The organism is Isoptericola sp. NPDC055881, from assembly GCF_053615895.1.
Genome location: NZ_JBSHCR010000031.1, coordinates 23,391 through 48,968, shown reverse-complemented (window position 1 = coordinate 48,968; position 25,578 = coordinate 23,391). Strand labels below are relative to the sequence as shown.

The following is a 25,578-nucleotide window of genomic DNA, read 5'->3' as shown; positions in this document are numbered from 1 at the left end:
CGGGGTCGGTGGTGGTGAGGGTGTTGCTGGTGCTGTGGGGGTCGTCGAAGTCCCAGGTGTATCTGGTGGGTTCGGCGCGGATGGTGAGGGGGATGTCGAGGAGGGTGGTGTCGCGGTCGTGGGGGGTGGCGGTGGTGTAGGCGGGGTAGTGGATGTTGACGAGCAGGGGTGGGGTGGCTTGGAGGGTGGCGGTGGGGGTGGGGATGTGCAGGGTGCGGAAGGCGTGGCGGGCTTGGGTGGTGAGGTCGGCGGGGGTGATGCATTGGTCGTCGGTGAGTTGTTCGGGGTTGGCGTAGGTGCCGTCCTTGCGTAGGCGTTGGACCCATAGGGCGTGCAGGCGGGTGCCGTCGCAGGCGGGGGTGATCTGGGCTTCGGTGGTGTTCTGGGGGCAGGCGCCGGGTGCGGTGGTGATGGCTTGGACGGCTTCGAGGTCGTCGAACGTGAGGCAGGCTGTGGCGTCCGCGCGCAGGTAGCGGTCCTGAGATTGGCCGGAAGTGGACTTGCCGGGCCCCGCGTTTCCTGCGCGAGCATCGCCCTCGCGTCCGACCTGCATGGTGTCGGTTGCCTCGTCTGCCCTGCTCCAGATCGATCCCTCGTCGGCGGGCGATGTCGCTACCGACGGGAGGACGAGTGCGGTCATCAAGCCAAGTGAAGTCGCCGCGAGTTTCGCGATTTCGCGCATCTCACTTTTCCTTGATCTGGGCGGCGCCGATCATGACCCAGGCACCGTCCTGTCGCCCGACCTCGACAGCCAGGTGCAGTTGGACTGGTTTTTCCTCGTAGATGACCGCGTCCGTCATATCCGTCAGGGTGACGGCACCCTGCGCGACCTTGACGTCGACCGGCCAGATCCCGGTCGCCTGATCTTGTTCGTACAAATGTGTGACGCTCGCGGTGGTCGGCTTGCTCTCCCAGTCGTAACCCTTCGCTGCGATTTCTCGCGCCTGCCTCAGGCGATTGGCGCAGTATTCACAGCTCTTGTGCGACATGGCCTCCCATTCGGCGGTGTCGCCCGTCTTCATGATGTAGTCGTCGAGCTCGAGGAAGTAGACCGCGGCGGCTTCGGCGCCTGCGGGCCCGTCGTCGTCCAGCGCCTGGGGTCGTTCGGGTGCCACGACGATGGCCTTGGCTGTCGGCGACGGCGAGGAGGGCTTCGCACTGGCGCTGGTACCGGGCCGCGGTGTGGCGGTCGGTGGCTCGTCGTCGGCGCACCCGGCGACGAGCAGGGCGGCGGCCGTGGCGAGTGAGGTGGCGGCGAGGACGGCCCGGGTACGGGGCATGACGAGGCTTCCTGTCGGCGGCGAGGTCGCGTCACTGTAGGTCGATCCCGCAGCGGGCCGCCGGGGGCCTGTGGATAACTGTCTGGCACCTGGTGTGCCCCGGGGGGGTTGCGCGACGCGCTGTTCAGTGGTTCATTAGTCGAGTAACGAACCCATGAACCACTGACCCTGCGTGAGGAGGCCGCGTGTTCGACGGTCCCGAACCGATCTACCTGCAGATCGCCCAGATGATCCGCGCGCAGGTGCTCGCCGGAGAGCTCGCGGAGGAGGAGCAGGTCATGTCGACCACCCAGTTCGCCACGACGTTCCGCATCAACCCCGCCACCGCCGCCAAGGCCTTCGCCGGCCTGGTGGACGAGGGCGTCCTGTACAAGCGCCGCGGCCTGGGCATGTTCGTCGCCCCAGGAGCGCGCGAGCGCCTGCTCGACCACCACCGCAAGGCCTATTTCGACGACGTGCTCGCGCCGGCGCTTGCGCAGGCCGACCTGCTCGGCATCTCGACCGACGAGCTCGTCGCCTACGTCCTCGGCACGGACGACCCCCGCCAGCCCACGACCACCACGGAGGAGCCATGACCCCCGCACCCTTCGGCGCCCGTCTCGACGACGTCGTCGTCCGGTTCGGAGCGCAGCGCCGGCTGACGGCCGACGGCGCGGCCATCAAGGACGAGGCCGGGACCGCGCTCGACGGCGTGACGCTCGACCTGCGGCCCGGCGTCATCACGGGCGTCCTGGGCCGCAACGGCGCCGGGAAGTCGACGCTCCTGACCCTGCTGGCCGCGTTCAACCGCCCCACCGAGGGCACGGTCCGCGTCGGCACGGGCGACCTCCTGGAGGACCCGTGGGAGAACCCGTGGGTCACGGCGAACGTCCAGCTCGTGCGCGAGAGCGGCGACCTCATGGACGACGAACGCGTCTCCGAGACGCTCAAGTACTACGCCGACCTGCGCCCGTACTGGGACGCCGACCTCGCCGCGCGGCTGCTCGACACGTTCGAGGTGAACCCGCGCAAGAAGCCGACCGCCCTGTCCCGCGGCAAGCGGTCCGCGGTCGGGGCCACGATCGGCCTCGCGGCGCGCGCCCCGCTGACGATCCTCGACGAGGTGTACCTCGGCATGGACGCCCCGACGCGGTACGCGTTCTACGACGAGATCCTCGCGGACTACGCCGAGCACCCGCGCACCATCCTGCTCTCCAGCCACCTGGTGGAGGAGGTCGAGCGGCTCTTCGAGGACGTCGTGGTGCTGCACCGCGGCCGCGTGCTCCTCGCCGAGACCGCCGAGGAGATGCAGGCCCGCGGCTTCAGCCTCACCGGCCCGGTCACGGCGGTCGAGGAGCTCGCCCGCGGCCGCCGCGAGCTGCACCGCCAGCAGCTGGGCGCCACCGTGCAGGTCACGCTCGAGGGCGCGCCCGACGACGCCACGACAGCCGCGGCACGCGCCGCCGGCGTCGAGCTCGGGTCCCTGCCCCTGCAGGACCTCTTCGTGCGCCTGACCCAGCCGGAGGCCGCGACCGCGGCGGAGGCACGGCGATGAGCGCCGCGGTCGTCGTCACCCCGGCCGAGCGGGACGTCTTCGTGGCGCGGATGCACGCGCGGGCGGTGCGCCGTGTGGCGCGGTCCGTCGGGCGGGCGTCGCTCGTCGTCGGGTCGATCTTCTGGGGCATCTTCCTCGTCGTCACCGTCGGCGTGCCGCTCGTCGTGCACCAGGCCGGTGGCGTGATGGGCGGGGGAGTGCTGACCGGTGCCGAGTACGCGGCGCCGTGGTTCGCGCTCTCTCTCGGCATGATCGCGCTCGGCTCGCTGGTCGTCCCGCACCTGGCCGCCGGCGGCACCCGTCGCTCGCTGGCCGTGGGCGGGCTCGAAGCGGCCCTGGTCGCGGGCCTCGCCTACGGCGTGGCCTACGGGCTGCTCCTGCTCGTGGAGCGCGGCCTCTTCGGCGCCCTCGGGTGGACGTGGGACCAGCTCGGCAGCGGGCTCGACGCCGGCGGGGCATGGCTCGTGGTCACCGCCGTGACCAGTGCGATCTCCGTCGCCGTGTACACGCTGGTCGGGATGGCCACGCAGGCCGCCTACCGGACGCACGGCGTGTGGCGCGGCACGGCGCTGCTGCTGCCCGGGCTGGTGCTGTTGGTCCTGGTCGACCACGCCACCCGCAGCGGAGCGTTCGCGGACGCCTTCGGCGGCCTCGGCCTGGGCGGGGACCACGCGCCCGCCGCGCTCGGCCTCCTGCAGGCATTCGTCGTGCTGGCGCTGGCCGCGGGCTGGCTCTGGTGGCAGATGCGCACCCTCCGACTCCGTCCGACGAGGTGACCCCATGACCACAGCGCCGTACCGCGTCGCCGTCGGCAAGGTCCGCCGCCGGACGCTGCGCTCGCTCGTGATCTCCGGCGCCTGGTTCTGGGCGATCTGGGCGGCGTTCGTCGTCGCCGTGCCGCTGGCCGTCGACCGGTGGGGCGGCGAGATGGACGGCCTCACCTACGACGCCGCCGGCGGACCGGCCCGCTGGGTCGCGTTCGCCGTCGGAACCATCCTCACGGCGGCGCTGCTCGACCTGCACGTCGCCGCCGGCGGCACCCGCCGGTCGTTCGTCGACGGCGTCGTGCGCGCCGCAGCCGTCGCCGGGCTCGCGTTCGGGGTGCTCGCCGTGGTGCTGGCGCTCGCGGAGCAGCGGCTCTACGCCGCGATCGACCGGTCCTGGCAGGGCACCGCCGCGCCGCTCGACGTCGGCACCCCGGCGGGGGCCGTCGTCACGGCCGCGGGGGAGGCGCTCGTCGTCGTGACGTACGTCCTCGTGGGCGTCGCCGTGGTCGCGGGCTACCGGCGCGGCGGCCCGTGGCGCGGCACGCTCCTGGTCGTCCCGCTCCTGCTGCCTGCCGCGCTGGCCGACCTCGCCACGCAGACGGGCGTCTTCGGGCTCGCCGTCCGCGGCGGGTACGAGAACGTCCCGCTCGGCGCCGTGCTCGCCGTCGCGGGCTCCCTCGCCGCCGCCGCGCTGGCCACCGTCGTCGCCCACCGCATGCTCTCCGCCGTCCCGCTCCGCCCCTGACCGCGCACCCACACCCGCACCCGCCCGCACACACCCGCACCACCGACCCGAAGGAGGCCCTCATGGCCGACCCCATCGTGGAGGTGTCGAACCTCCGCAAGACCTACGGTCCGAAGACGGCCGTCGACGACGTGTCGTTCACGGTCCAGCCCGGTGAGATCTTCGGCATCCTCGGCCCCAACGGTGCCGGGAAGACCACCACCGTCGAGACGCTCGCCGGGCTGCGCACGGCCGACGGCGGCACCGTGCGCGTCCGCGGCGTCGACACACAGCGCGACCCCGCCGCCGTCCGGGACGTCCTGGGCGTGCAGCTCCAGGAGGCGGCGCTGCACGACAAGATCACCGTGGGCGAGGCCCTGCGCCTGTTCGCGGGGTTCTACCCCGACCCCGCCGACCCCGTCGAGCTGCTGGCGCTGCTCGACCTCACCGAGCACGTCGACAAGCAGTTCGCGCGGCTCTCGGGCGGCCAGAAGCAGCGGCTGTCCATCGCGCTCGCCCTCGTCGGCAACCCCGAGATCGCCATCCTCGACGAGCTCACCACCGGCCTCGACCCGCAGGCGCGGCGCGCCACCTGGGACCTCGTGGAGCGCGTCCGCGACACGGGCGTCACCGTCCTGCTCGTCACGCACTTCATGGAGGAGGCCGAGCGCCTCTGCGACCGGCTCGTCGTCATCGACGCGGGCCGCGTCGTCGCCGAGGGCACCCCGGCCGAGCTGATCGACGGGCTCGAGGGCGGCCGCACCGTCGTCGTGCGCTTCGCCGCGCAGGACGTCGACCGCGGCCGTGCCGTCCTCGACTCCCTCGCCGACCGCGACCCCGACGTGCACCGCGTCGAGCCGGTGGACGGCACCACCGCCGAGGTGGCCGTCTCCGGCAGCCGCCGGGTGCTGTTCTCCCTCGTCCCCGCCCTCGCCGCGGCCGACCTCGTGCCCGACGACGTCCGCACCGTCACCCGTTCGCTGGAGGACGTCTTCCTCGCCGTCACGGGGCGCACCTACGACCCCGAGGCCGCGCCCGCCCTCGCCACCAAAGGAGCGTCGTCATGACCGCCGCTGCGCCCGCAACGCCCGCTCGTCCCGTCCGTCCCGCCCGCCGCGCCTGGCGCGGGTTCGGGCTGCTGGTGCGCACCGAGGCCCGGGTGTGGCTCCGCGACTTCGCCGCCCCATTCTTCGGGATCCTCTTCCCGACCCTGATCCTCGTCGGCGTCGGCTACGCCATCCCCGGCATGCGCGACCCGATCACCGACGCGCCGGTGACGTCGGTCTGGTACGGGCTCACCCCGATCGCCACCTACCTGCCCACCGTGATGGCGATGGCCGTCGGCACCGCGTCGCTCACCGTCATGCCGGTGACGATCGCGACCTACCGCGAGAAAGGCGTGCTGCGCCGCCTCTCGACCACCCCGATGCGTCCGCAGGGGATCGTGCTGAGCCACCTGCTCATCAACGTCGCGACGACGGTCGTGGGCGTCGTCCTCGCCCTCGTCGTCGCGCAGCTCGCGTTCGGCATCGCCGTGCCGCAGCACCTCGGCGTCGTGCTGCTCGCGTTCGTCCTCGGACTGTGCGCGATGTTCTCGCTCGGCATGCTCGTCGCCGCCGTCGCGCCGCGGGCGTCCGTGGCCAACGCCGTCGCGATGTCGCTGTACTTCCCGATGCTCCTGCTCGCCGGGCTCTGGACGCCCGGGCCGATCATGCCCGAGCTGCTCCGGCAGATCGGCCAGTTCACGCCGCTCGGCGCCGCGTCGCAGGCGATGACCACGGGCTGGTTCGAGTCCGGGTTCCCCCTGCTGCAGTGCGTCGTCATGGTGGTGTGGACGGCGGTGCTGCTGCCCCTCGCGGTCCGGTTGTTCCGCTGGACGTGAGCGTCGCGCGCGCCCGGGGCGAGTAACGTGCGGCGGATGCGCAGAGTGGCAGAGCTGGCCGGGAAGTGGTTCGCGGTGCTCGTGGTGCTGGGCGGGGTCGCGGGGCTGCTGGCGCCGACGGCGCTCGCGCCCGTCGCCGCGCAGACGCCGCTGTTCCTCGGGATCATCATGTTCGGGATGGGGCTCACGCTGCGTGGGTCCGACTTCGGGCTCGTCGCGCGCCGGCCGTGGGCCGTGCTGCTCGGCGTGGTCGCGCAGTTCACGATCATGCCGGTGCTGGCCTGGGCGATCGGGCACCTGTTCGGCCTCGAGGGCGACGCGCTGATCGGCATGATCCTCGTGGGCGCCGCCCCGGGCGGGACGGCGTCCAACGTCGTCGTCTACCTCGCGAAGGGCGACACCGCCCTGTCCGTCACGCTGACGTCCGTCTCCACGCTGCTCGCCCCGCTCCTCACGCCGGCGCTGGTGCTGTGGCTCGCCGGCTCCCAGCTCGACGTCACCTACGGCGCGTTGGTCACGTCCATCATGCAGATCGTGCTGTTCCCCGTGCTAGCCGGGCTGCTGGTGCGGACGTTCGCGGGCGGGCTCGTGGAGCGGTACATGCTGCCCTACCTGCCGCTCGTGTCCGTCGCGGGGATCGTCGTCATCGTGGCCGGCATCGTCGCCGCCAACGCCGACGCCGTGCTCGGCACCGGGATCCTCGTGGCGCTCGCCGTGATCGTGCACAACGGCCTCGGCCTCCTGCTCGGCTACGGCGCAGCGAGCCTGGCGCGGCTCGACGAGGGCTCCCGCCGCGCCGTCAGCGTCGAGGTCGGCATGCAGAACTCGGGCCTCGCGGCCAGCCTCGCCACCCACTACTTCACGCCGGCGGCAGCGCTGCCCGCCGCGCTGTTCTCCGTCTGGCACAACGTGTCCGGCTCGGTGCTCGCGTCGTTCTGGGCCCGTCGTCCGGTCGGGCCGGACGAGCGGCGTGCTACCGCCGCGGCCCCTAGCCTGCAGCCGTGAAGCCGTTCCTCTTTCTCGGCACGCGGGCCGAGGATGTCGCCGCCGACGGCGAGTACGAGGCCGTCCTGCGCCACTCGGGGCTCCCCGCCGGGGCGCTGCGACGCGTGCGCCTGGAGGCCGGGCCGCTGCCGCCCGTCGACCTCGACGCCCTGTCGGGGGTGATCGTCGGCGGCGGCCCGTTCAACTCGTCCGACCCCGAGGACGAGAAGTCGGACGTGCAGCGCCGCGTGGAGCGGGAGATGGCCGCCCTGCTCGACACGCTGGTCGAGCGCGACTTCCCGTTCCTCGGCGCCTGCTACGGCGTCGGGACGCTGGGCACGCACCAGGGCGGGGTGATCGACCGCACCTACGCCGAGACCGTCGGCCCGGCCGAGATCGAGCTGACGCCCGAGGGCATGACCGACCCGCTGCTGGCAGGCATGCCCGCCCGGTTCACGGCCTACCTCGGGCACAAGGAGGCGGTGAGCGTGCCGCCGCCGACGGCCACCGTCCTCGCGCGGTCCGCCGGCGCGCCCGTGCAGATGTTCCGCGTGCGCCAGAACCTGTACGCCACCCAGTTCCACCCCGAGCTGGACCTCGCCGGCATCGAGCAGCGGGTCGAGGTGTACCGGTCCTACGGGTACTTCCCGCCGGAGGAGGGGGAGCGGATCGTCGCGCGCTCCCGCGAGCATCGCGTCACCGAGCCCATGCGCATCCTGCGCAACTTCGTGGCCCGCTACGCCCGCTGACCCCCGAACATGTCAGAGCCACGTCACGCTCGAGCGTGACGTGGCTCTGACAGGTCTCAGGGTCCGAGAGTTGTCAGAGCCAGGTGCGGGCATGCCCTCACCTGGCTCTGACAGGTCTCACTTGTGGGAGCGGGGCGTGGTGACGTCCACCGTCATCACGCCGTTCTTCCCGTTCACGTCCTTGACCTTGATCTTGGTCCCGGTGCCCCCGACGACGACCGAGTTCCACGGGTTCGCGGTGTCGTAGTAGGCGTTCGGGTCCGAGTCGTCGAAGACGTTGTCCTGCTTGTTCGACCACGTACGCAGCGTGGTCATGCCGGCCGCCGTCTCCCGGTGCAGCGTGAAGGCGTCCGTCTTGTCGAGGCCGAACGTCGCGTCGAACGCCTGGATGCGGTTGCGGGCGACCGTGCCGTCCGACCACCGCAGCGCCTGCGCGTTCGCGTCGACCGGCAGGGCCTGCCCGCCGCCCGGGTGCTGCGAGGTGTTGTTGTCGCCGTAGAAGCTGTTGACGTACCAGACGAGCAGGCCGTCCTGGTACGGGAAGTGCTCCACGGTGTTCGGCTTGGTGAGGGTCCAGCCGAAGTTGTACGGCCCCTGCTTCAGGGTCGTGTCGTAGCCGGCGTACTGCCGGTTCTCCGCGACGTAGTAGTGCGTGAAGTCGACGTCGTACGTGCCGTTCGCCTTGATCACGCTGAACCCGTCGTTCGTCCAGCCCGCGAGCCCGTCGCTGAAGTCCTCGGTCAGGGCGGTGCCCACGGCGACGTCGTCGACGAGGAAGCCCAGGAGGTTCAGGCCGCCGTCGCTCTGGTAGCGGAACCGGACCTGCGCGTTCTGCCCGGCGTACGCGCCGAGGTCGGCGGTGAGGTCGACCCACGCCTTGCCGGAGTCGCCGGAGATGCCGCCGTTCGCGTCCTCGTCGGACAGGTTCGTCGGCAGCGTCGTCCAGGTGCCGCCGCCGTCGGTCGAGACCTCGGCGAAGGCGTGGTCGTAGCCCTCCTCGATCGCGTACTGCACCTTCGCGGTGAGCGACGCGCCGGCCGGCACGGTGAAGGACGGCGAGGTCAGCGTGTTGTTCGCGTTGCTGCCCGTGCCCGAGTAGGCGAACTGGCCGTCGTACGGCTTCACGCCCAGGTCGACCTCCTTGGTGCCGTCCGGCAGGTTCACCACCACGGCCTGCGGCTTCGTCGTCGCGTGGAACGACGGGCCGAGCTTCACGGTGGCGCGCTCGCCCTGGTCGACGGTCGCGTAGTCGAGCCAGCCGAGGAACATCTTCTCGGTGGCGCCCATGTGGTCCGGGGTGGTCCCGATGCTGCCGTTGCCGTGGCTCATCCAGGAGCCCGAGCTCATGAGGTTCCAGAAGGCGGTGCCGTTGTCGCCGCCCTGGGTGTCGTAGTAGTCCGGCAGGCCCAGGTCGTGGCCGAACTCGTGCGCGAAGACGCCGAGGCCGCCGTTCTCCGGCTCCGTCGTGTAGTCGCGGATCCAGACGTCCGAGTCGCCGATCTTGATGCCGCCCACCTTCGGGAACGCGGCGGGGCCGTTCGTGCCCAGCGGGTTGACCGCCCAGCGGTGCGACCAGATGGCCGACTCCGGGGCCCCGGCCTCCTCGCCCTCGCCGGCGTGGATGGCTTGGAAGTGGTCGATGTAGCCGTCAGGCTCGTCGAAGATCCCGTCACCGTCGATGTCGTACCGGTCCCACACGTCGAAGGACTGCAGGTACGCGTCGATCTCGGCCTTGGTCTTGCCCTGGGCGAGCTGGTCCGCGTACCACGCGTCGGCGCTGTCCTGCACGAACCGCGTCATGTCCTCGTTGGACTCGCCGAGGTCTTCGCCGGTCTCCGGGTCCTTCTGGTTGGAGCCGTAGCTGGCCGAGGTGTAGGGGACCGTCACCCAGTCGGAGACGTCACCCTGGAGGTCGAACCGGCCGGACGACATCTCGTCGTACACGTCCGCGAAGGACTCGCCGTTCTGGTCCTCCAGCCCGGTGAAGAACATCTCCTTGTAGTGCTCCTGGGAGAAGTTCGACTCCCAGTAGGTGGAGTTGTCGCTGCGGGTGGGCTCGGGGATCTCGTTGTGCTTCGGTCCGGCCGTCGCGTCGGGGTAGCGCGGGTCTGCCTTGTCGCCGAAGTCCACGAGGAAGGTCAGCAGCTGTGCCGTCTGCTCGGTCTGGTACTCGACCCACTGGTTCTTGCCGACCTTGACCGACTGCGACGTGTGGGCACCCTTGCCCCGCGTCTGGACGGTGGCCTTGCCGGTGGCGACGCGGTCGACGGCCTCCTGCTTGAGCGCCGTGCGCTTCTCCGCGAGGGGGTCCGGGCGGCTGTCCTCCTTGACGTGCGCCGCCGGGTCGGACGGTGGGGCGTCGGCCGCGGGCGCCGCGGTGGCGAGGCCGGGCGCGACGACAGCGGCGGTGAGCAGGGCTCCCGCCGCGCCGAACGCGCTGATGATTCGTGCTCTCACAGTTGTTCCTCCAGGGGTGTCGGAGAGGCTCGGCCGCCATGGCCGGGCACCGTCGAGCCCGGGCACCGTGCCCGGGCCTACTGTGGCGTTGCACACGTAACCAGAATCAGGTTTCACCCGCGCGACGAACGCTGGCGTGTCGGGTTGCGAATTTCGCTTCTTTCATGGTGACGACCGCATGCTGGAACGGGTTGGACGGACGCCCGGCGACGTCGTACCGTCGTCGGCGTGAACCCCCGTTGGTATTGGCGCTTTACGCCGGCTCCGTGTGCGAAGTACACGGTGCGGCGGGTTAGCGCCTGACCGACACCACTTCCTCCGGAGCCAGCACAGGGCCTGGGACGCATGACGCGTCCGGGCCCTTCGTCGTCAGACGGGCCGCTCCGGTCGGGCATGGACCACGGTTCGAGATCGCCGCGACGACGACGCCGAACCTCCACCCCGACCGCCCCGCCGCCGACCCCTCCAGGAGCCCGTGATGAGCACCACCGCCCCCGCCACCGCCCGTACCGCGCCGTCCGATCCCGCCCGGCCGCATACTGACCTGATGGCAGAGACCTCCGACCTGCGGGTCCGCGCGCTCGACCCGCTGCCCGCCCCTGGCGTCATGCGGGCGGAGCTGCCGCTCGGCACCCCGCGCAGCGACCTCGTCACCACGTCGCGCCGTGAGGTGCGGGACGTGCTGCGCGGGGAGGACGACCGCCTGCTCGTCATCGTCGGCCCGTGCTCGGTGCACGACCCCGCGGCCGCGCTCGACTACGCCCGCCGGCTGGCGCCGGTGGCGCGCGAGCTGTCCGACGACCTGGTCGTCGTCATGCGCGTGTACTTCGAGAAGCCGCGCACCACGGTGGGGTGGAAGGGCCTGATCAACGACCCGCACCTGGACGGCTCCCACGACGTGCACCACGGCCTGCGCCTGGCGCGCGAGGTGCTGCTGGGCGTGCTCGACGCGGGCGTGCCCGCCGCGTGCGAGTTCCTGGAGCCCACCAGCCCGCAGTACATCGCGGACGCGGTGACGTGGGGTGCGATCGGCGCGCGCAACGCGGAGTCGCAGGTGCACCGCCAGCTCGCGTCGGGCCTGTCGATGCCCGTCGGCTTCAAGAACGCGACGGACGGCGACGTGCAGATCGCCGTCGACGGCTGCATCACCGCGGCGAGCGAGCACACCTTCTTCGGGGCGGACGCCGAGGGGCGCGCGGCCGCGGTCGAGACCACGGGCAACCCGGACTGCCACGTCATCCTGCGCGGCGGGCGCGGCGGCCCGAACTACTCCGCGAAGGACGTGGCGGAGGCGCTCGCGGTGGCGCGCACGTCCGGTCTCGGTGGCGCGGTGGAGGCCGGTGTCGTGGTCGACGCGTCGCACGGCAACTCCGGCAAGGACCACGTGCGCCAGGCGGAGGTCGTGCGCGAGCTCGCTGCACGCCTCGCCGAGGGCGACCGTGACGTCACGGGCCTGATGATGGAGAGCTTCCTCGTCGCCGGCGCGCAGAAGCCGGGCCCGCTCGAGGGCCTCGTCTACGGGCAGTCCGTCACGGACTCCTGCCTGGACTGGGACACGACCGCGGACCTGCTCGGCACCCTCGCGGCCGCCGTGCGGACCCGCCGGGAGGCCTGAGCCCGGGCTCTCGCGGGCGGCGACCCATCCGTCCGCCGGTCGGCACCGAACCACTCTCGTCCCCGGACCGTCCGGGGACGAGAGACGAGGAACCCGGTGAGCCCGGTGGTGGTGGCGGCGACATCCTGGCCGGTCCTGGACCGTGCCGCGGCCGCGCCTTCGCGTCCGGCGGGACGTGCGGTGGGGCAGACTGTGCGGGTGCCGCCACCCACGACCTCCCGCGGGCCTGTCGACGACGCGCTGGTCGCGTGCTCGACCGGCGACCCCGAGGCGTTCGGGCCTGTCTACGACGCGCTCGCCCCGGTGGCGTACGGGACGGCGATCGGCGTGCTCCGCGACCCGGACCACGCCGCCGAGGTGGCCCAGGAGGTGATGGTGGAGGTGTGGCAGACCGCAGTCCGCTACGACCCGGCGCGAGCCTCGGCACGCACCTGGGTGGCGACGCTCGCCCGACGCCGGGCCGTGGACCGGGTCCGGGCCGAGCAGTCGCGGCGCGACCGGGACCAGCGCGACCTCGACTCGACCCTCGCCGAACGGCCTCGTGACGTCGTGGCCGAGGACGTGGAGCGGAGCCTGGAGGGCGCGGCCGTGCGGCAGTGCCTCGACTCGCTCACCGCGACGCAGCGGGAGGCCGTCGTCGAGGCCTACTACGGCGGCCGCACGTACCGCGAGGTGGCCGACCGGCTCGGCGCCGCGCTCCCCACCGTCAAGAGCCGGATCCGCGACGGTCTCGGCCGCCTGCGCGACTGCTTGGGGGTGTCCCGTGGCTGAGGCCGACCAGGAAGCCTGGGACCTGCTGCCCGCCTACGCGCTCGACGCCGTGGACGACCTCGAGCGGCGGACGGTCGAGCGCCTGCTCGAGTCCGACCCGGAGGCTCGGCGCGCCCTCGACGAGTACCGCGACGTCGTCGCGTCGTTCACGGTCGACTCCGCCCCGCCCGCAGCCATGCGCGACGCCGTGCTCGCCCGCGTCGCGGTGACCCCGCAGGCCGGCGGACGCTCCGTGGGGCTCCCCGCGGCCCAGGGCACGACGGCGGGTTCGACGGCGGACCGCCGGCCGCGACGCCGCTGGGGCCTGGTGGCGGTCGCCGCGGCGGCCGTCGTGGCGGTCGCCGTGCCCACGACCGTGGCGGTGCGTGCCACCCAGGAGCAGGCGCGCCTGCAGGACCGTGTCGACGCCGTCGCCCAGATGATGGCCGACCCGTCGGCGCGCCTCGTGAGCGGTGCGGTCACCGGTGGCGGCGAGGCCTCGGTGCTCGTCGCGGGCGACGACTACCTGTTCTCTGCGAGCGGCCTGCCGGGCCCGGGGGACGGCCACGACTACCAGCTGTGGGTCGTGGGCGCGGAGGGCGGCGTGACGTCCGCCGGGGTGCTGCAGGCGGCGGACGGCTCGGTCGAGCACCTCGTGCAGGACGTCCCCGGCGTCGGCGTCGCGGTGACGGTCGAGCCGGACGGCGGCTCCGAGCAGCCCACGACCGACCCGGTCGTCGTGCTCGGCGCCTGAACGCCCGTGGCGTCGTGACGGCCAGGCCCTGGTGGTCAGGTCGGGCCGGGCGGGCCGCCCGGGCGGCGGGACAGTACCCACCGGGATCCTGCGGGTCCCGCGTGGTGCTCGACGACGTCGACGCACGCGCGGACGATGGCGAGGCCTCGGCCGGACTCGGCGTCCGGTCCGGGCATCGGCCGGTCCAGGTCGAGCGGCACGCCGGGAGCGGTGTCCTCCAGCACCACGCGCACCTCACGGGCGTCCGCGGTGAGCTCGGCGCGGACCGTCACGGTGTCCGGGTCGGCCGTGTGCCGCAGCACGTTCCCGGCGATCTCCGTGACGGCCAGCTCCACCGCCGTCCGGTCGTCGAACGAGGTGGCGGGGACCTGCGCCCACAGCGCGGCGAACGCGTCCGGCAGCGCTGCGAACCACTGGCGCGCCGACGCGGTGCGGGCCACGTGCCCGGAGTCCATGGCGCTCGTCGTCAGTCGTCCGCGAACGCCGTGGCCGCGTCGTCGTGCACCCGCAGCAGGCGGTCGAGGTTGGTGAGCCGCAGGACCGTCGTGACCTGCGGGGAGGCGCTCGCCAGGCGGAGGTCGCCGCCCCCCGAGCGCGCCGTCCGCAAGCCGCCCACGAGGGCGCCGACACCGGACGAGTCGATGAGCTCGACCTGGCTGAGGTCCACGACGAGGCGGGTGCGCCCGGAGCCGACGAGGTCGTCGACCGCGTCGCGCAGCTCGTGCGCGGTGGTGAGGGTCAGCCGGCCCACGGGGGTGAGCACGGCCCCCGACCGGTCCTGCGGGGTGACGTCCAGCTTCACGGTTCCTCCGTCCTGACGGGTGTCCCCATCGTGCCCGCGAGGCCCGGTGCGGGCTCGTCGGGCTGGCCTGCGTAACGGGCGGCGGGCAGCAGCACGCTCAGTGCCGCGAGGTCGTAGCCCACCCACACGAGGGTGACGAGCGTGGCACCCGGTTCGGCGCCGAACGCGACGAGCCGCACCACGCCGACGGCGGCGGCGACCACGAGCACGGCCGCGGCGACGAGCTGGACCCGGATGGTGCGCCAGGCGGGCCGGTGGCGGCCCGCGACGCGCGCCTTGGGCGTGACGGCGAAGCCCAGCGGCCGGTGCAGCACGACGTTCGCGAACGCCGTCCAGCACGCTCGGACCCAGACCGGGAACAGCGCGAGCGAGTACTGCTGCCCGCGCCAGGTGCGCACGCCGTGCGCGACCACGACGAACAGCACCTGGTTGAGCACGAAGTACGGCAGGAACCGCGCGAAGAACTCCGTGCCGAACGCCTGCACGGGCAGCACGCCGAAGCACAGGAACACGACGGGCGCCGCCAGGTAGACCACGGCCGCGAACCCGGACAGGTAGCTCCACATCGTCGCGAGGTACATGAGCCGCTGACCGAGGCGCAGGCCACGGACGGTCAGCGGGTTCTCGCGCAGCATCACCTGGACCGTGCCCTGCGCCCAGCGCAGGCGCTGCGTGAGCATCGTCGCCATGTCCTCCGGCGCGAGGCCGTGCGCCAGCACCTCGTGGTGGTAGACCGACCGCCACCCCAGGGCGTGCAGGCGCATCGCCGTGGCCATGTCCTCCGTCACGGAGATGGTCGCGAGCGGCATCACCGGCTGCGCCTGGTCGTGACGCCCGACGTCGACGGCCTCCGCCAGCCGGCGCACCGCCTCGATCGCCACCACGGGGGACAGGTCGCGGCGTGCGAGCCGGTCGAGCGCCTCCTCGTCCACGACGAGCTCGCCGATCTCCTCGTCCACCTCGACCGGGCCGCCGTCACCGAGCTCCGGCTCCAGCTGGGCCAGCTCGGCCTGCAGCGTGTGGAGCTGACCGGCCACGACGGTGCGCGACGCCGCGTCCACCCGCCGCTGGAAGCGGAAGGTCACGTCCGCCACGGGGACGTCGCCCCCGAGCCCGCGCCGGGCCTCGGCGGCGGCCTCGCGCAGGTCGGCCAGCGCCGACTGGAGCGCCGGGTCCTGCGCGTCGGGGGAGCGGGCGGCACGAGCCAGCAGGCTGTCGGCGGTACGGACCGCGCGCCGCACGCCGGCGCTCACCTCGCGGACGTAGCCGACGATGCCGAGCTGCATGAGGGCCTCGCGGCGCAGCACGGCGTTGGACCCGCAGAAGAACGCGGCGTTCCAGCCGTCCTTGCCCTGCTGGATCGGACCGTAGAACAGAGGCGCCTGGCTCCCCAGCGGGTCGGCGTCGGGGACGTTGACGAAGTACTGCGGCGTCTGGACGAGCGCCACCCGGTCGTCTGCGGCGAAGTAGCCCACGGTGCGGTCCAGGATCGACGGGTCGGGCACCTGGTCGGCGTCGAGGACGAGCACCAGCTCGCCGCTCGTCTGGAACAGCGCGTTGTTGAGGTTGCCGGCCTTGGCGTGGCGCGGCTTGCCCTCCCACGCCGCCGACCGGGCGACGTACCCGACGCCGGCCGCGTCGGCCGCGGCGCGCAGCTCAGGCCGCGCGCCGTCGTCGAGCACCCACGTGCGGTGCGGGTACCGGATGTCCCGGGCCGCGACCGCCGTGGCCATCACCAGGTCGAGGGGCTCGTCGTAGGTCGTCACGAAGACGTCCACCGTGAGGCCCTCTGGCGCGGGCGGGGGAGCGCCGCGCTCCCGCAGCCGCCACACCGTGACGCCGAAGAGCACGGTCTCGACGAGGCTGTACGTCTCGGCGAGGACCAGCGGGACGGCGATCCACCAGGCGTTCCACGCGACGGAGTCCAGCCAGCGCCAGCCGACGTACGTCGTGCCCGCCAGCAGCGTCAGGAGCACGAGCACACGGATCGCGAGCAGCCTGCCCGTCACGCGGCACGCTCCACGACGAGCACGGTGAGGTCGTCCGGCAGGTACCGTCCCGCGGCCACGGCGAGGAAGGCGTCGAGCGTGGCCTGCGCGTCGGGCGCCTGCACGACGTCGCGCGCCAGCTGCTGCAGCTCGGCGCCGTGCGGCCCGGGCGGTCGTTCGTCCGGGGTGAGCGCCGACGGGTCGCCGCCCGGCAGCCCCAGCGACGCGAGGAGGTCGACGAGCCCGTCGCTCGCGACGACGAGCCGGTCACCGCGCCCGAGGGTGGCGGTGCGGACGCCGCGCGTCATCTCGGGCAGCACGCCCAGGGGCAGGCCGTCCCCGGCGAGGCGCTCGCGGCGGCCGTCGGCGTGCAGCAGGGTCACGATGCCGTGCCCGGCGTCGACCGACGTCAGCGCCCCGGTCGGCGGGTCGAGCACGCCGCACCAGGCGGTGACGAACGTGCTGGTGCCCTCGAGGTCGGCCGTCAGGGCCTCGTCCGCCTCGGCCACGCCACGCGGGAGGTCGGGGTCCCGGACGCCGGTCCGCAGCGCCGCCCGGGCCGACGCGGCGACGATCGCCGCCGCCATCCCCTTGCCCATGACGTCGGCGAGCACGAACGCCGTCCCGCCGGGCACGGCGGACCAGTCGTAGAAGTCGCCGCCCACGCCGCGCGCCGGGAGGCAGCGCGCCGCGACCCGGTACCCGTCGAGGTCCGGGGGCAGGCGCGGCAGCAGCCCGCGCTGGACCTCCCCGGCGCGGTCGAGCTCCGCGTCCCGCTGCAGCTCGCCCTGCACCCAGAGCGCGAGGTCGCGCAGGACGCCGCGGTCGGCGTCGGTGAACTCGTGCGGGACGACGTCGAGCACGCACAGCGTCCCGACCCGCTCGCCACCCGGGGCCTCGAGCGGGTGCCCGGCGTAGAACCGCAGGTGCGGGTCGCCCTGCACGAACGGGTTGTCCGCGAACTGGGGGTCTGCGGCGGCGTCCTCGACCACGAGGGTCCGCGACGCGCGGATCGTCACGTCGCAGAACGCCCCTTCCCGCTGGGCGACGGGGCCGTCCAGGCCGACGAACGACTTGCGCCACTGCCGGTCGGTGTCGACCATCGTGACGCTCGCCATCGGCACCCCGAACAGACGCTGGGTCAGGCGCGTCACACGGTCGAAGCGTTCTTCCGGGTCCGTGTCCAGCACCCCGAGGCGCTCGAGCGCCAGCACCCTCGCCGACTCGGACGTCTCCACGGTCATGGTTCCCCCTGCCTCCGACCACGGGTCGTCGACCCCCCTGAGTGACGACTATCACGGCTGGTGGGAGATCGCAGCCCGGACGAACCATCCCGGGCGCGACGAGGGCCGCCGCACCCCCTGCGTGCGGCGGCCCTCGTCGAGGCTGCGGTCGGGTCCCGGTCGGGTCCCGGTCCGGTCCCGGTCCGGTCACATGGGAGGCATGAGCACCGAGTCGACCAGGTAGACGGTCGCGTTCTGCGTCATGACGCCGCCGCACACGACCTTCGCGTCGTTGACCATGAGGTCGTCGCCGGAGCCGGTGACCTTCACCGTGTCGCCCTCGACGGTCTTGTGCTCGCCGGCGATGTCCTCCGGGAGGATCTGGCCGGGCACGACGTGGTAGGTCAGCACGGTCGTCAGCAGGTCGGCGTCCTTGGACAGCGTGTCGATCGTCTTCTTGTCGACCTTGCCGAACGCGTCGTCGACGGGCGCGAAGACGGTGAACTCGTCGCCGTTGAGGGTGTCGACGAGGTTCACGTCCGGGTTGAGCTCGCCGCTGACGGCCTTCGTCAGGGTGGTGAGCATCGGGTTGTTCGACGCCGCGACGGCCACCGGGTCGGTGGACATGCCGGTGATCGAGCCGGCGCCGTCGGGCACCTGCTCGGCGTAGGCGGCGCAGCCCGGGCCGACGAGGTTCGCGGCCGGGTCCATGGCGTCCTGCGCCATGTCGTCCGACTCCGTCGCCGAGTCCGTGGACATGGGGGTGCTGTCCGCCGTGGTCTCCTCCGCGGCGGCGTCCGACCCCGTGTCGGTCCCGGAGTCGGAGGAGCAGGCGGCGAGCCCGAGGAGGGCCAGGGTGGCGAAGCCGGCGGCGGCGGTGCGAGCACGGGTACGGGCGTTCATGGATCTCTCCTTGCGTCGTCGCCCCGCCTCTCCGGGGGCGCTTCAGCAGGGGTTCGGAGCCCCCGGCAGGGTGGATGGGTCCGGGTCCGAAACGAGTGCAGGACGGGTGCCGGACGAGCGCCGGACCCATCCGGACGGCCCGGTGCGCCGAACCCCGGGCATGGAGACCTTGGTCCTGATCGGCCTGCTCGGTGGCCTCATCACCGGCATCTCACCGTGCATCCTCCCGATGCTCCCGGTGATCTTCTTCGCGGGCGGCGTGCAGGGTGCCCGACCGGCGGCGCCCTCCGCCCTGCGCTTCGACGTGCCGACGGCGGTGCGCACGGGCGTGGGCGGGCGCGTCGAGTCCGGCGTCGTCACGGCGTCACGACCGCCGGCGCCGGGGACGACGGAGACGGCCGCCGTCCCGACCGGGGCACGCCCCGGCGGGCGCTCGTGGCGGCCGTACCTCGTGATCGCCGGGCTGGTGCTGAGCTTCAGCACCATGACCCTGCTGGGCTCCCTGCTGCTGGGGGCGCTCGGCCTGCCCCAGGACCTGCTGCGCTGGGTGGGCATCGGGCTGCTCGCCGCCCTCGGGGTCGGGATGATCGTGCCGCGCTTCGAGGAGGTGCTCGAGCGCCCCTTCCTGCGCCTGGCGTCCCTCGGGGCGCGGAAGGCGCCGAGCCAGGACCGGGGCGCGTTCCTGCTCGGTCTCGGGCTGGGCGTGCTGTACGTGCCGTGCGCCGGGCCGGTCCTGGCGGCGATCACCGTGGCCGGCGCGACGGGGGACATCGGCCCGGGAACGGTCGTGCTGACCCTCTCGTTCGCCGTCGGCGCGGCCGTCCCGCTGCTCGTCTTCGCGCTCGCCGGACGGCGCGTCGCGGAGCGGGTGTCCGGGTTCCGCCGCCACCAGCGCGGCATCCGGGTCACGGGCGGCGTCGTCGTCCTCCTGCTCGCGGGTGCCCTCGCCCTCAACCTGCCCCAGCAGCTCCAGCGCGCCCTGCCGGACTACACAGGTGCGCTGCAGCAGCAGGTGGACGAGAACGCCTCGGTGCAGGACGCGCTCGACCTCGGCGGCATCGTCACCGACGCGAACCGGGAGCTGTCGAACTGCGCCAACGGCTCGGCCGAGCTGGCCGACTGCGGCACGGCGCCGCCCCTGACCGGCATCACGCGCTGGCTCAACACCCCGGGCGGCGCACCCGTCGACCTGGCCGACCTGCGCGGCAAGGTGGTGCTGATCGACTTCTGGACGTACTCCTGCATCAACTGCCAGCGCGCCATCCCGCACGTCACCGCCTGGTACGACGCCTACCGCGACGCGGGCCTGGAGGTGATCGGAGTGCACACGCCGGAGTTCGCCTTCGAGCGGGAGACCCGCAACGTCGTCGCCGGCGCTCGCGAGCTCGGTGTCGACTACCCGATCGCGCAGGACAACTCCTACTCGACCTGGACGACGTACCGGAACCGGTACTGGCCTGCGGAGTACCTGGTCGACGCGGACGGGACGGTCCGGTACATCAAGCACGGCGAGGGCGACTACGACGTCACCGAGCAGCACGTGCGCGACCTGCTGCGCGCCGCCGACCCCACGGTCGAGCTGCCGCCCGCCACGGACGTCGCCGACACGACGCCCGGCGAGGCGACGACGCCGGAGACCTACCTCGCCCTGAACAAGGTGTTCAACTACGCGGGCGAGCCGGACTACGGCTCCGGCGAGCAGGCGTACGACCATCCCGACGAGCAGCCGCAGGACACGTTCTCGCTCGGCGGCCGGTGGGCCGCGGACTTCCAGGGCGCGACGGCCGTCTCCGACGACGCGACGCTGCGGCTCGCCTACCGGTCGACGGACGTCTACGCCGTCCTCGGCGGCAAGGGGACCGTCACCGCGCGAGTGCGGTCCGGCGACGGCACCGTGCTCGGCGAGCGCACCGTCGACGTCGGGGGAAACCCCACGCTCTACGACGTCCTGCGCGGCGACGGCCCCACCGCGGGCACCGTGGAGCTCGACGTGCCGCCGGGGGTGACCGTGTACACGTTCACCTTCGGGTGACGACCCGGCTCCCGGGAGCGGTGCCAGGAGGTGTCACGACCAGCCCTCGGCGGCCTGCACCCACGGGCTGACGCGCACGGTGGCGCCGTCGAGCACGTCCAGGTCGACGGGGCCGACCCCGGGGACCTTCGGCGTCAGCGACACGGCCTCGGCGTCGGGGACGGGGACGACGTCGACGGTGGTGGTGACGTCCGGGTCGAGGGCCGTGGACATCGCGCCCCACTGCAGGGAGGCCCTCGCGCGCTCGCCGGGCGGGACGACGACGCGGCCGGGCACGACGCCGGGAGCCGAGGGGGCGAGGGTGACGTCCGGTTGCGCGTCGCCCGCGGCGTCCCGGAACACCAGCCCGGGCGTGCCGTCGAGGGCGCACGGGCTCCCGGACACGTTGCGTGCGAGGACGGCGAGGTAGCGGCTGCCTGCGGCGGCGTCGGGCGCGCTCAGGGCGAGGCGGAGGTCGGCGCCCGTGCAGGCGGGCGCGTCGACGTCCGGCCAGGCGGCCACGCCGTCGGGCAGGGGCACGGTGTGCTCGGCGGGCTCGGGCGGGGCGACGTCGCCCACCCAGCCGTCGACCAGGGTGGCGAACCCGGGCTCGCTCAGCGTGTACGCGACGGGCCGTCCGAGCCCGGAGGCCCGGGCCGGGTCGTCCAGCCACCGCACCAGCGCGCGGGCCTGCGCCGACGCCGCCGGCACCGACAGCGCGACCGACAGTCGCGGCTCCATCGATGCGGCGAAGGACGCGATCTCCACGCCCGGACGACGCGAGGAGGCGACGGCGAGGCGGACGGCAGGGACGTCGGGCACGGCCTGGTACGCGTCGTACTGAACGGCACCGTCGGCGGTGGCCAGGGAGGCGGTCAGGCCCGCGTCGGCGGAGGCTCGCGCGAGGGCGACGAGCGCGTCGCCGTCCGCCGCGTCGGCGCTGGCGCCGCTGACCGACGTCGCGCCCGCGCGCCAGAGGCGGTAGGCGTCGGCCACGGACGTCGCGTCGCCGTCGTCCGCGACCCACGCGGTCAGCGGGTAGACCGTGATCCCGTGCACGGTGCGGGGCGTGCCGGCGCGCACGGTGGTGTCGAGGGACAGGCTGCGCACGCCGTCGACCTGCGCGGCGAGGACGTCGTGCGCCCGTTCCGCCGCGCGCCGCGCCGCGTCGGGCGCGAGCCCGGGGTCGAGGACGACGGTGACGTCGGCGCGCGCGGCGTCGCCGTCCTTCGCGTCGCGCTGCGTCACCTCGTAGGTCGTGAGCTCCGTCGAGACGACGCCGGGCACCGCGGCCGCGTCGTGCACGGCGGCGCGCAGCGCGTCCGGCACCGGGTCCCAGGGCCGCCAGGCGGACAGGGCGACGGCGACTGCCACCACCACGACCAGCGCTGTCACCAGGGCCGCCGCCCGTCGCCCGTTCACGCCCTGATCCTGTCAGCCGGGTGTGGTGGTGCGGGTGGTGCGCGGTGAAGGGACCGGGCGGTCAGCCGACGAACGACTCCAGCTCGGCGCGGGGGACCTGGCGACGGGACCGGATCAGCTCCTCGACGTCGTCCATGCGCTCCCACACGTTGACCGCCATGCCGGCCTGGACCTCGCCGTCGCGCAGCCAGAACGCGACCAGCTCGCGCGTGTCCGTGGAGCCGCTGATCACCACCTCGGTGTCGTCGGCGCGGGGGTCGACGTACCCCTTGTACTCCATGCCCATGTCGTACTGGTCGCTGAAGAAGTAGGGGAGGACGTCGTAGGCGGCGTCGTCGCCGAGCATGGCGCGGCCGGCGTGCGCGCCGGTGTCCTGCGCCACGGCCCAGTGCTCGACCCGCAGCGGGCGGCCGTAGTGCGGGGACGGGACGGACGCGATGTCGCCGGCGGCGAACACGTCCGGGGCGGACGTGCGCAGCGAGCCGTCCACGGCGATGCCGCCGCCGAGCTCGCGGCTGCGCAGCTCCAGGCCCGCGGCCGACGCGATGCCCACGTTGGGCGTGACGCCCACGCCGACGACGACGAGGTCGGCGTCGAGGCGGGTGCCGTCGGCGAGCTCGACGCCCGTGACCCGGCCCGACTCGCCGGTGAACCGGACGACGTCGCCCCGGTGCCGTGCCACGCCGCGCTCCTCGTGCACGCGTCCGTAGAGCGCGCCGAGCTGCGGGCCGAGCGTGACCTCCAGCGGGTGCTCCGTCTGGCCGACGAGGCAGACGTCCAGCCCGAGCATCCGCGCCGACGCGGCGACCTCCGTGCCGATCCAGCCGTCGCCGACGACGACGACGTTGCCCTCGCCCTCGAGCGAGGCCGGGAGCAGGATGCCCGCCAGCAGGTCGGCGTCGTCGACGGTGCGCAGCGTGTGCACCCCGATGAGGCTGCGGCCCGGCACGTTGAGGGCGCGGGGCGTGGACCCCGTGGCGAGGAGCAGGCGGGAGTACCCGAGGGTCGACCCGTCGGCGAACGTGACCTCGTGGTCCGCGGGCGCCAGGTCGACGACGGTGGTGAGCGTGCGCAGGTCGACGCCGTGGTCGTCGTACCAGCCGGCCTTCAGGGGGTAGACGACGTCGGCCTCGGCCTGCCCGCGCAGGTAGTCCTTGGACAGCGGGGGACGCTCGTACGGGCGGTGGCCCTCGGAGGTGACGACGACGACGTCGACGGAGGCGTCGCGCTCGCGCACGGCCTCCACGGCCCGGGCGGCCGCCAGGCCCCCTCCGGCGACGAGGATGGGTGCGGTGGACGACGCAGGCATGGTGAGACTCCTGACCGGCGGGAACGGGGCTGCCGACGCTGACGGTGCCACAGTTCGGGCCTGCTGGCGACCCTCGCGGGCCGCCGAGGCTCCCCGGTCGGGCGTCGCCGCCGGACCGGGTGCCTCGGGTCCTCAGTCGCCCTTGACGTTCACCAGCTGGTGCAGCGTGTGCCGCACCGTGACGAGGTCGGCGGCGTCGGCCATGACAGTGTCGATGTCCTTGTACGCCGCGGGGATCTCGTCGATGAACGCCGCCGTGTCGCGGAACTCGATGCCGGTCATCGCCTCGCGGAGCTGGTCCTGGGTGAACAGGCGCCGCGCGGCCGTGCGCGAGTGCTGCCGCCCGGCGCCGTGCGGGGAGGAGTGCAGCGACAGCGGGTTGCCCAGGCCCTCCACCACGTAGGACGCCGTCCCCATCGAGCCGGGGATCAGCCCGGGACGACCGGCGTCCGCCTGGATCGCGCCCTTGCGGGAGACCCACACGTCCTTGCCGAAGTGGCGCTCCCGCTCGGTGAAGTTGTGGTGGCAGTTGATCCGCTCGGCCTCCACCACCGGCTCGCCCAGGAAGTCGCCGACCTGGCGCGCGACGCGGTCCATCATCTCCTCGCGGTTGAGCAGCGCGAACCGCTGCGCCCACCGCAGCTCGGCGACGTACCGGTCGAACTCGTCCGTGCCCTCGACCAGGTAGGCGAGGTCGCGGTCCGGCAGCGGGATCCACCACTGCGCGGCCTGCTGCTGCGCGACGGCGATGTGGTGCTGGGCGATCCGGTTCCCGATCCCGCGCGAGCCGGAGTGCAGGAACAGCCACACGGCACCGGTCTCGTCGGCCGTCACCTCGATGAAGTGGTTGCCCGACCCGAGCGAGCCGAGCTGGAGACGCCAGTGCCGCGCGTACGACGCCGGGTCGAACCCGGCCTGCTCGGCGAGCTGCTCCAGCTCCTCGACCCGCGGGGCCGCCGTCGCGACGACCTTGGCGTTCGCCCTGCCCGCCGACAGCGGCACCGCGCGCTCGATCGCCTCGCGCAGCGGCGCGAGGTCGCGCCCCGCGAGCCGGTCGGCCGTGAACTGGGTGCGCACGGCGATCATGCCGCAGCCGATGTCGACCCCGACGGCGGCGGGGATGATCGCGCCGAGCGTCGGGATCACCGAGCCGACGGTCGCCCCCTTGCCCAGGTGCGCGTCGGGCATGAGTGCCAGGTGCGGGTAGATGAACGGCATGCCGGCCGACGTGCGGGCCTGCTCGACGGTCTTGTCGTCGATCACGCTCGCCCATGACAGCAGGCGCTGGGACAGCTTCTCCATGTCTCTTTCCTTGAGGGTGTTCCAGGCTGGTGGGCCGGGGCCTCCCTCGGGCGCGGACCGCGTGGTCCGCGGTCAGAGGGGAAGCGCCCCGGACCGTGACGGTGCGGGGCGCAGGACAGCGGAGAGCTGTGACTATGCGACCAGCGCCGAGAGGGACGACGAAGGGCGGCCGGGGAGCTGCTGCTCCGGCACCGCGTCGAGCGAGCGCTGATACTGCGCGTTCACGACTGTCGTCCTCTCTGGCCTGACTGATGAGCCGCACCAGCCGGTGCGGCGCGACCGACACTAGGGCCGGTCGCGCCGCAGGTCCACGGAATTGCCGGGCGCCCCGTCGGTGGGGTCAGCCCGTGACCTCGGCGTTGTCGGTGAGGAACGGGCGCACCTCGATCCACTCGTGCAGGGAGCGTCCGCCCGGGCCGGGGGCCGAGGACAGGTAGGCAGCCGCCTCGTGGGCGCGCTCCTGGGTCTCGACGTCGATGACCATCCAGCCCGCGATGAGGTCCTTGGTCTCGGCGAACGGGCCGTCGGTGACGGGCGGGCGGCCCTCGCCGTCGTACCGCACGAACGCGCCGCGCGGGGAGAGCGCCTGCGCGTCGACGAACTCGCCGCGCTCCTCCAGGTCCTGCATGACCTTGCCCATGAAGTCCATGTGGGCGGTGACCTCGTCGGGCGTCCAGCGGTCCATCGGCACGTCCGTGCCGGGCACGGGCTCGGGGTTGCCGCGGTAGTGCTTGAGGAGCAGGTACTTGGCCATGATGTCCGTCCTGTCGTCGCGAGGCGGTGCGGGTCACCGCCGACACTCCTGGGACGGAGCCGGCCGGCGGTTCTCGACATCCGGTGTCGAGCTGGGTGTCGAGCTGGGTGTCGAACGCCGTCAGTGGGTGGTGACGGGGGCGGTGTAGAGGCTCGGCGAGCAGCCCGCCTCGCCGGGTTCGAGCAGGATCCGGTCGAAGGCGGTGAACCGCCACGTGGGGCCGCCGTCGGGCCGTACCGCCACGATGCAGTCGCGGGGGGGCGGGGGGGCCGCGGCGGGGGGGCCGGGGCCCCCCCGGCTGGTTCGCGCGCCGCGGGGGCGGGGCCGCGCGCCGCCACGACGACGTGCGCCGTCATGAGGGCGTCGGC

At 73.4% G+C, this 25,578-nt stretch carries 25 protein-coding genes; 12 read left to right on the top strand and 13 right to left on the bottom strand.

Annotation, left to right across the window (positions count from 1 at the left end):
• Both ACWGKI_RS11470 and ACWGKI_RS11465 read right to left on the bottom strand, forming a co-directional pair.
• The coding region (locus ACWGKI_RS11470) for a hypothetical protein (protein WP_452187076.1) at window positions 1-682 on the bottom strand (682 nt) is incomplete at its 3' end.
• Window position 683: 1 nt separating this feature from the next.
• Window positions 684-1,280: a DUF6318 family protein gene (locus ACWGKI_RS11465; protein ID WP_452187074.1), complete on the bottom strand. Its 597-nt coding sequence runs from the start codon at window positions 1,278-1,280 to the stop codon at window positions 684-686.
• Between the two features lie 185 nt (window positions 1,281-1,465).
• Here ACWGKI_RS11465 and ACWGKI_RS11460 point away from each other — a divergent pair, with 185 nt between their 5' ends.
• From ACWGKI_RS11460 to ACWGKI_RS11425, 8 genes are all read left to right on the top strand, one after another.
• Window positions 1,466-1,855: a GntR family transcriptional regulator gene (locus ACWGKI_RS11460; RefSeq protein ID WP_452187072.1), complete on the top strand. Its 390-nt coding sequence runs from the start codon at window positions 1,466-1,468 to the stop codon at window positions 1,853-1,855.
• On the top strand, window positions 1,852-2,814 hold the full coding sequence (locus tag ACWGKI_RS11455) for an ATP-binding cassette domain-containing protein (protein WP_452187070.1): 963 nt from the start codon (window positions 1,852-1,854) through the stop codon (window positions 2,812-2,814). Before ACWGKI_RS11460 ends, ACWGKI_RS11455 begins: the two co-directional genes overlap by 4 nt.
• Window positions 2,811-3,590: a hypothetical protein gene (locus ACWGKI_RS11450; RefSeq protein ID WP_452187068.1), complete on the top strand. Its 780-nt coding sequence runs from the start codon at window positions 2,811-2,813 to the stop codon at window positions 3,588-3,590. Before ACWGKI_RS11455 ends, ACWGKI_RS11450 begins: the two co-directional genes overlap by 4 nt.
• 4 nt (window positions 3,591-3,594) lie before the next feature.
• Window positions 3,595-4,326, top strand: coding sequence for a hypothetical protein (locus ACWGKI_RS11445; protein ID WP_452187066.1), 732 nt, complete (start codon window positions 3,595-3,597; stop codon window positions 4,324-4,326).
• 62 nt (window positions 4,327-4,388) lie between these two features.
• Complete coding sequence (locus ACWGKI_RS11440; RefSeq protein ID WP_452187064.1) at window positions 4,389-5,372, top strand: ABC transporter ATP-binding protein; 984 nt, start codon at window positions 4,389-4,391, stop codon at window positions 5,370-5,372.
• The gene (locus tag ACWGKI_RS11435; protein WP_380241208.1) at window positions 5,369-6,187 is read left to right on the top strand and encodes an ABC transporter permease; all 819 of its coding nucleotides are present in this window, start codon (window positions 5,369-5,371) and stop codon (window positions 6,185-6,187) included. Before ACWGKI_RS11440 ends, ACWGKI_RS11435 begins: the two co-directional genes overlap by 4 nt.
• 36 nt (window positions 6,188-6,223) lie before the next feature.
• Window positions 6,224-7,192 (top strand): bile acid:sodium symporter family protein, encoded by a 969-nt coding sequence (locus tag ACWGKI_RS11430; protein ID WP_380241210.1) that lies wholly within the window; start codon window positions 6,224-6,226, stop codon window positions 7,190-7,192.
• Window positions 7,189-7,920, top strand: a complete 732-nt coding sequence (locus ACWGKI_RS11425; protein ID WP_452187061.1) for a glutamine amidotransferase — start codon at window positions 7,189-7,191, stop codon at window positions 7,918-7,920. Before ACWGKI_RS11430 ends, ACWGKI_RS11425 begins: the two co-directional genes overlap by 4 nt.
• 117 nt (window positions 7,921-8,037) lie before the next feature.
• Here ACWGKI_RS11425 and ACWGKI_RS11420 read toward each other — a convergent pair whose 3' ends face one another.
• Window positions 8,038-10,377, bottom strand: coding sequence for an immune inhibitor A domain-containing protein (locus tag ACWGKI_RS11420; RefSeq protein ID WP_452187059.1), 2,340 nt, complete (start codon window positions 10,375-10,377; stop codon window positions 8,038-8,040).
• Between the two features lie 547 nt (window positions 10,378-10,924).
• Between ACWGKI_RS11420 and ACWGKI_RS11415 the strand changes: the two genes are divergently transcribed.
• The 3 genes from ACWGKI_RS11415 to ACWGKI_RS11405 all read left to right on the top strand — a co-directional run bounded on the left by ACWGKI_RS11415 (window position 10,925) and on the right by ACWGKI_RS11405 (window position 13,496).
• On the top strand, window positions 10,925-11,992 hold the full coding sequence (locus ACWGKI_RS11415; protein ID WP_452187057.1) for a 3-deoxy-7-phosphoheptulonate synthase: 1,068 nt from the start codon (window positions 10,925-10,927) through the stop codon (window positions 11,990-11,992).
• Between the two features lie 198 nt (window positions 11,993-12,190).
• A complete protein-coding gene (locus ACWGKI_RS11410; protein WP_380244720.1) occupies window positions 12,191-12,763 on the top strand; it encodes a sigma-70 family RNA polymerase sigma factor in 573 nt (190 codons plus the stop codon).
• The gene (locus ACWGKI_RS11405; protein WP_452187054.1) at window positions 12,756-13,496 is read left to right on the top strand and encodes an anti-sigma factor; all 741 of its coding nucleotides are present in this window, start codon (window positions 12,756-12,758) and stop codon (window positions 13,494-13,496) included. Before ACWGKI_RS11410 ends, ACWGKI_RS11405 begins: the two co-directional genes overlap by 8 nt.
• A 35-nt stretch (window positions 13,497-13,531) precedes the next feature.
• On the opposite strand, the gene ACWGKI_RS11400 is transcribed toward ACWGKI_RS11405, so the two are convergent.
• The 5 genes from ACWGKI_RS11400 to ACWGKI_RS11380 all read right to left on the bottom strand — a co-directional run bounded on the left by ACWGKI_RS11400 (window position 13,532) and on the right by ACWGKI_RS11380 (window position 18,412).
• Window positions 13,532-13,951: an ATP-binding protein gene (locus ACWGKI_RS11400; protein ID WP_452187052.1), complete on the bottom strand. Its 420-nt coding sequence runs from the start codon at window positions 13,949-13,951 to the stop codon at window positions 13,532-13,534.
• A gap of 11 nt (window positions 13,952-13,962) precedes the next feature.
• Window positions 13,963-14,298: an STAS domain-containing protein gene (locus ACWGKI_RS11395; protein ID WP_380244716.1), complete on the bottom strand. Its 336-nt coding sequence runs from the start codon at window positions 14,296-14,298 to the stop codon at window positions 13,963-13,965.
• Complete coding sequence (locus ACWGKI_RS11390) at window positions 14,295-16,307, bottom strand: glycosyltransferase family 2 protein (protein WP_452187050.1); 2,013 nt, start codon at window positions 16,305-16,307, stop codon at window positions 14,295-14,297. The genes ACWGKI_RS11395 and ACWGKI_RS11390 overlap by 4 nt, the downstream gene beginning before the upstream one ends.
• Window positions 16,304-17,530, bottom strand: coding sequence for a PP2C family protein-serine/threonine phosphatase (locus ACWGKI_RS11385; protein WP_452187048.1), 1,227 nt, complete (start codon window positions 17,528-17,530; stop codon window positions 16,304-16,306). Before ACWGKI_RS11385 ends, ACWGKI_RS11390 begins: the two co-directional genes overlap by 4 nt.
• Window positions 17,531-17,716: 186 nt before the next feature.
• Window positions 17,717-18,412: a fasciclin domain-containing protein gene (locus tag ACWGKI_RS11380; protein ID WP_452187046.1), complete on the bottom strand. Its 696-nt coding sequence runs from the start codon at window positions 18,410-18,412 to the stop codon at window positions 17,717-17,719.
• Between the two features lie 160 nt (window positions 18,413-18,572).
• Here ACWGKI_RS11380 and ACWGKI_RS11375 point away from each other — a divergent pair, with 160 nt between their 5' ends.
• On the top strand, window positions 18,573-20,444 hold the full coding sequence (locus ACWGKI_RS11375; protein WP_452187044.1) for a cytochrome c biogenesis protein DipZ: 1,872 nt from the start codon (window positions 18,573-18,575) through the stop codon (window positions 20,442-20,444).
• 33 nt (window positions 20,445-20,477) lie between these two features.
• Here the strand turns inward: ACWGKI_RS11375 and ACWGKI_RS11370 are convergent, their stop codons facing one another.
• The 5 genes from ACWGKI_RS11370 to ACWGKI_RS11350 all read right to left on the bottom strand — a co-directional run bounded on the left by ACWGKI_RS11370 (window position 20,478) and on the right by ACWGKI_RS11350 (window position 25,453).
• Window positions 20,478-21,845, bottom strand: coding sequence for a DUF4232 domain-containing protein (locus ACWGKI_RS11370; RefSeq protein WP_452187042.1), 1,368 nt, complete (start codon window positions 21,843-21,845; stop codon window positions 20,478-20,480).
• Window positions 21,846-21,906: 61 nt separating this feature from the next.
• Window positions 21,907-23,154 carry an NAD(P)/FAD-dependent oxidoreductase gene (locus tag ACWGKI_RS11365; RefSeq protein WP_380243200.1) on the bottom strand — a complete coding sequence of 416 codons (1,248 nt, stop codon included), beginning with the start codon at window positions 23,152-23,154 and terminating at the stop codon, window positions 21,907-21,909.
• Window positions 23,155-23,286: 132 nt separating this feature from the next.
• Window positions 23,287-24,456 (bottom strand): RtcB family protein, encoded by a 1,170-nt coding sequence (locus tag ACWGKI_RS11360; RefSeq protein ID WP_452187040.1) that lies wholly within the window; start codon window positions 24,454-24,456, stop codon window positions 23,287-23,289.
• A 340-nt stretch (window positions 24,457-24,796) separates the two neighbouring features.
• Window positions 24,797-25,210: a YciI family protein gene (locus tag ACWGKI_RS11355; RefSeq protein ID WP_452187038.1), complete on the bottom strand. Its 414-nt coding sequence runs from the start codon at window positions 25,208-25,210 to the stop codon at window positions 24,797-24,799.
• A 120-nt stretch (window positions 25,211-25,330) separates the two neighbouring features.
• Window positions 25,331-25,453: a hypothetical protein gene (locus tag ACWGKI_RS11350; protein WP_452187036.1), complete on the bottom strand. Its 123-nt coding sequence runs from the start codon at window positions 25,451-25,453 to the stop codon at window positions 25,331-25,333.
• Window positions 25,454-25,578 lie beyond the last annotated feature (125 nt).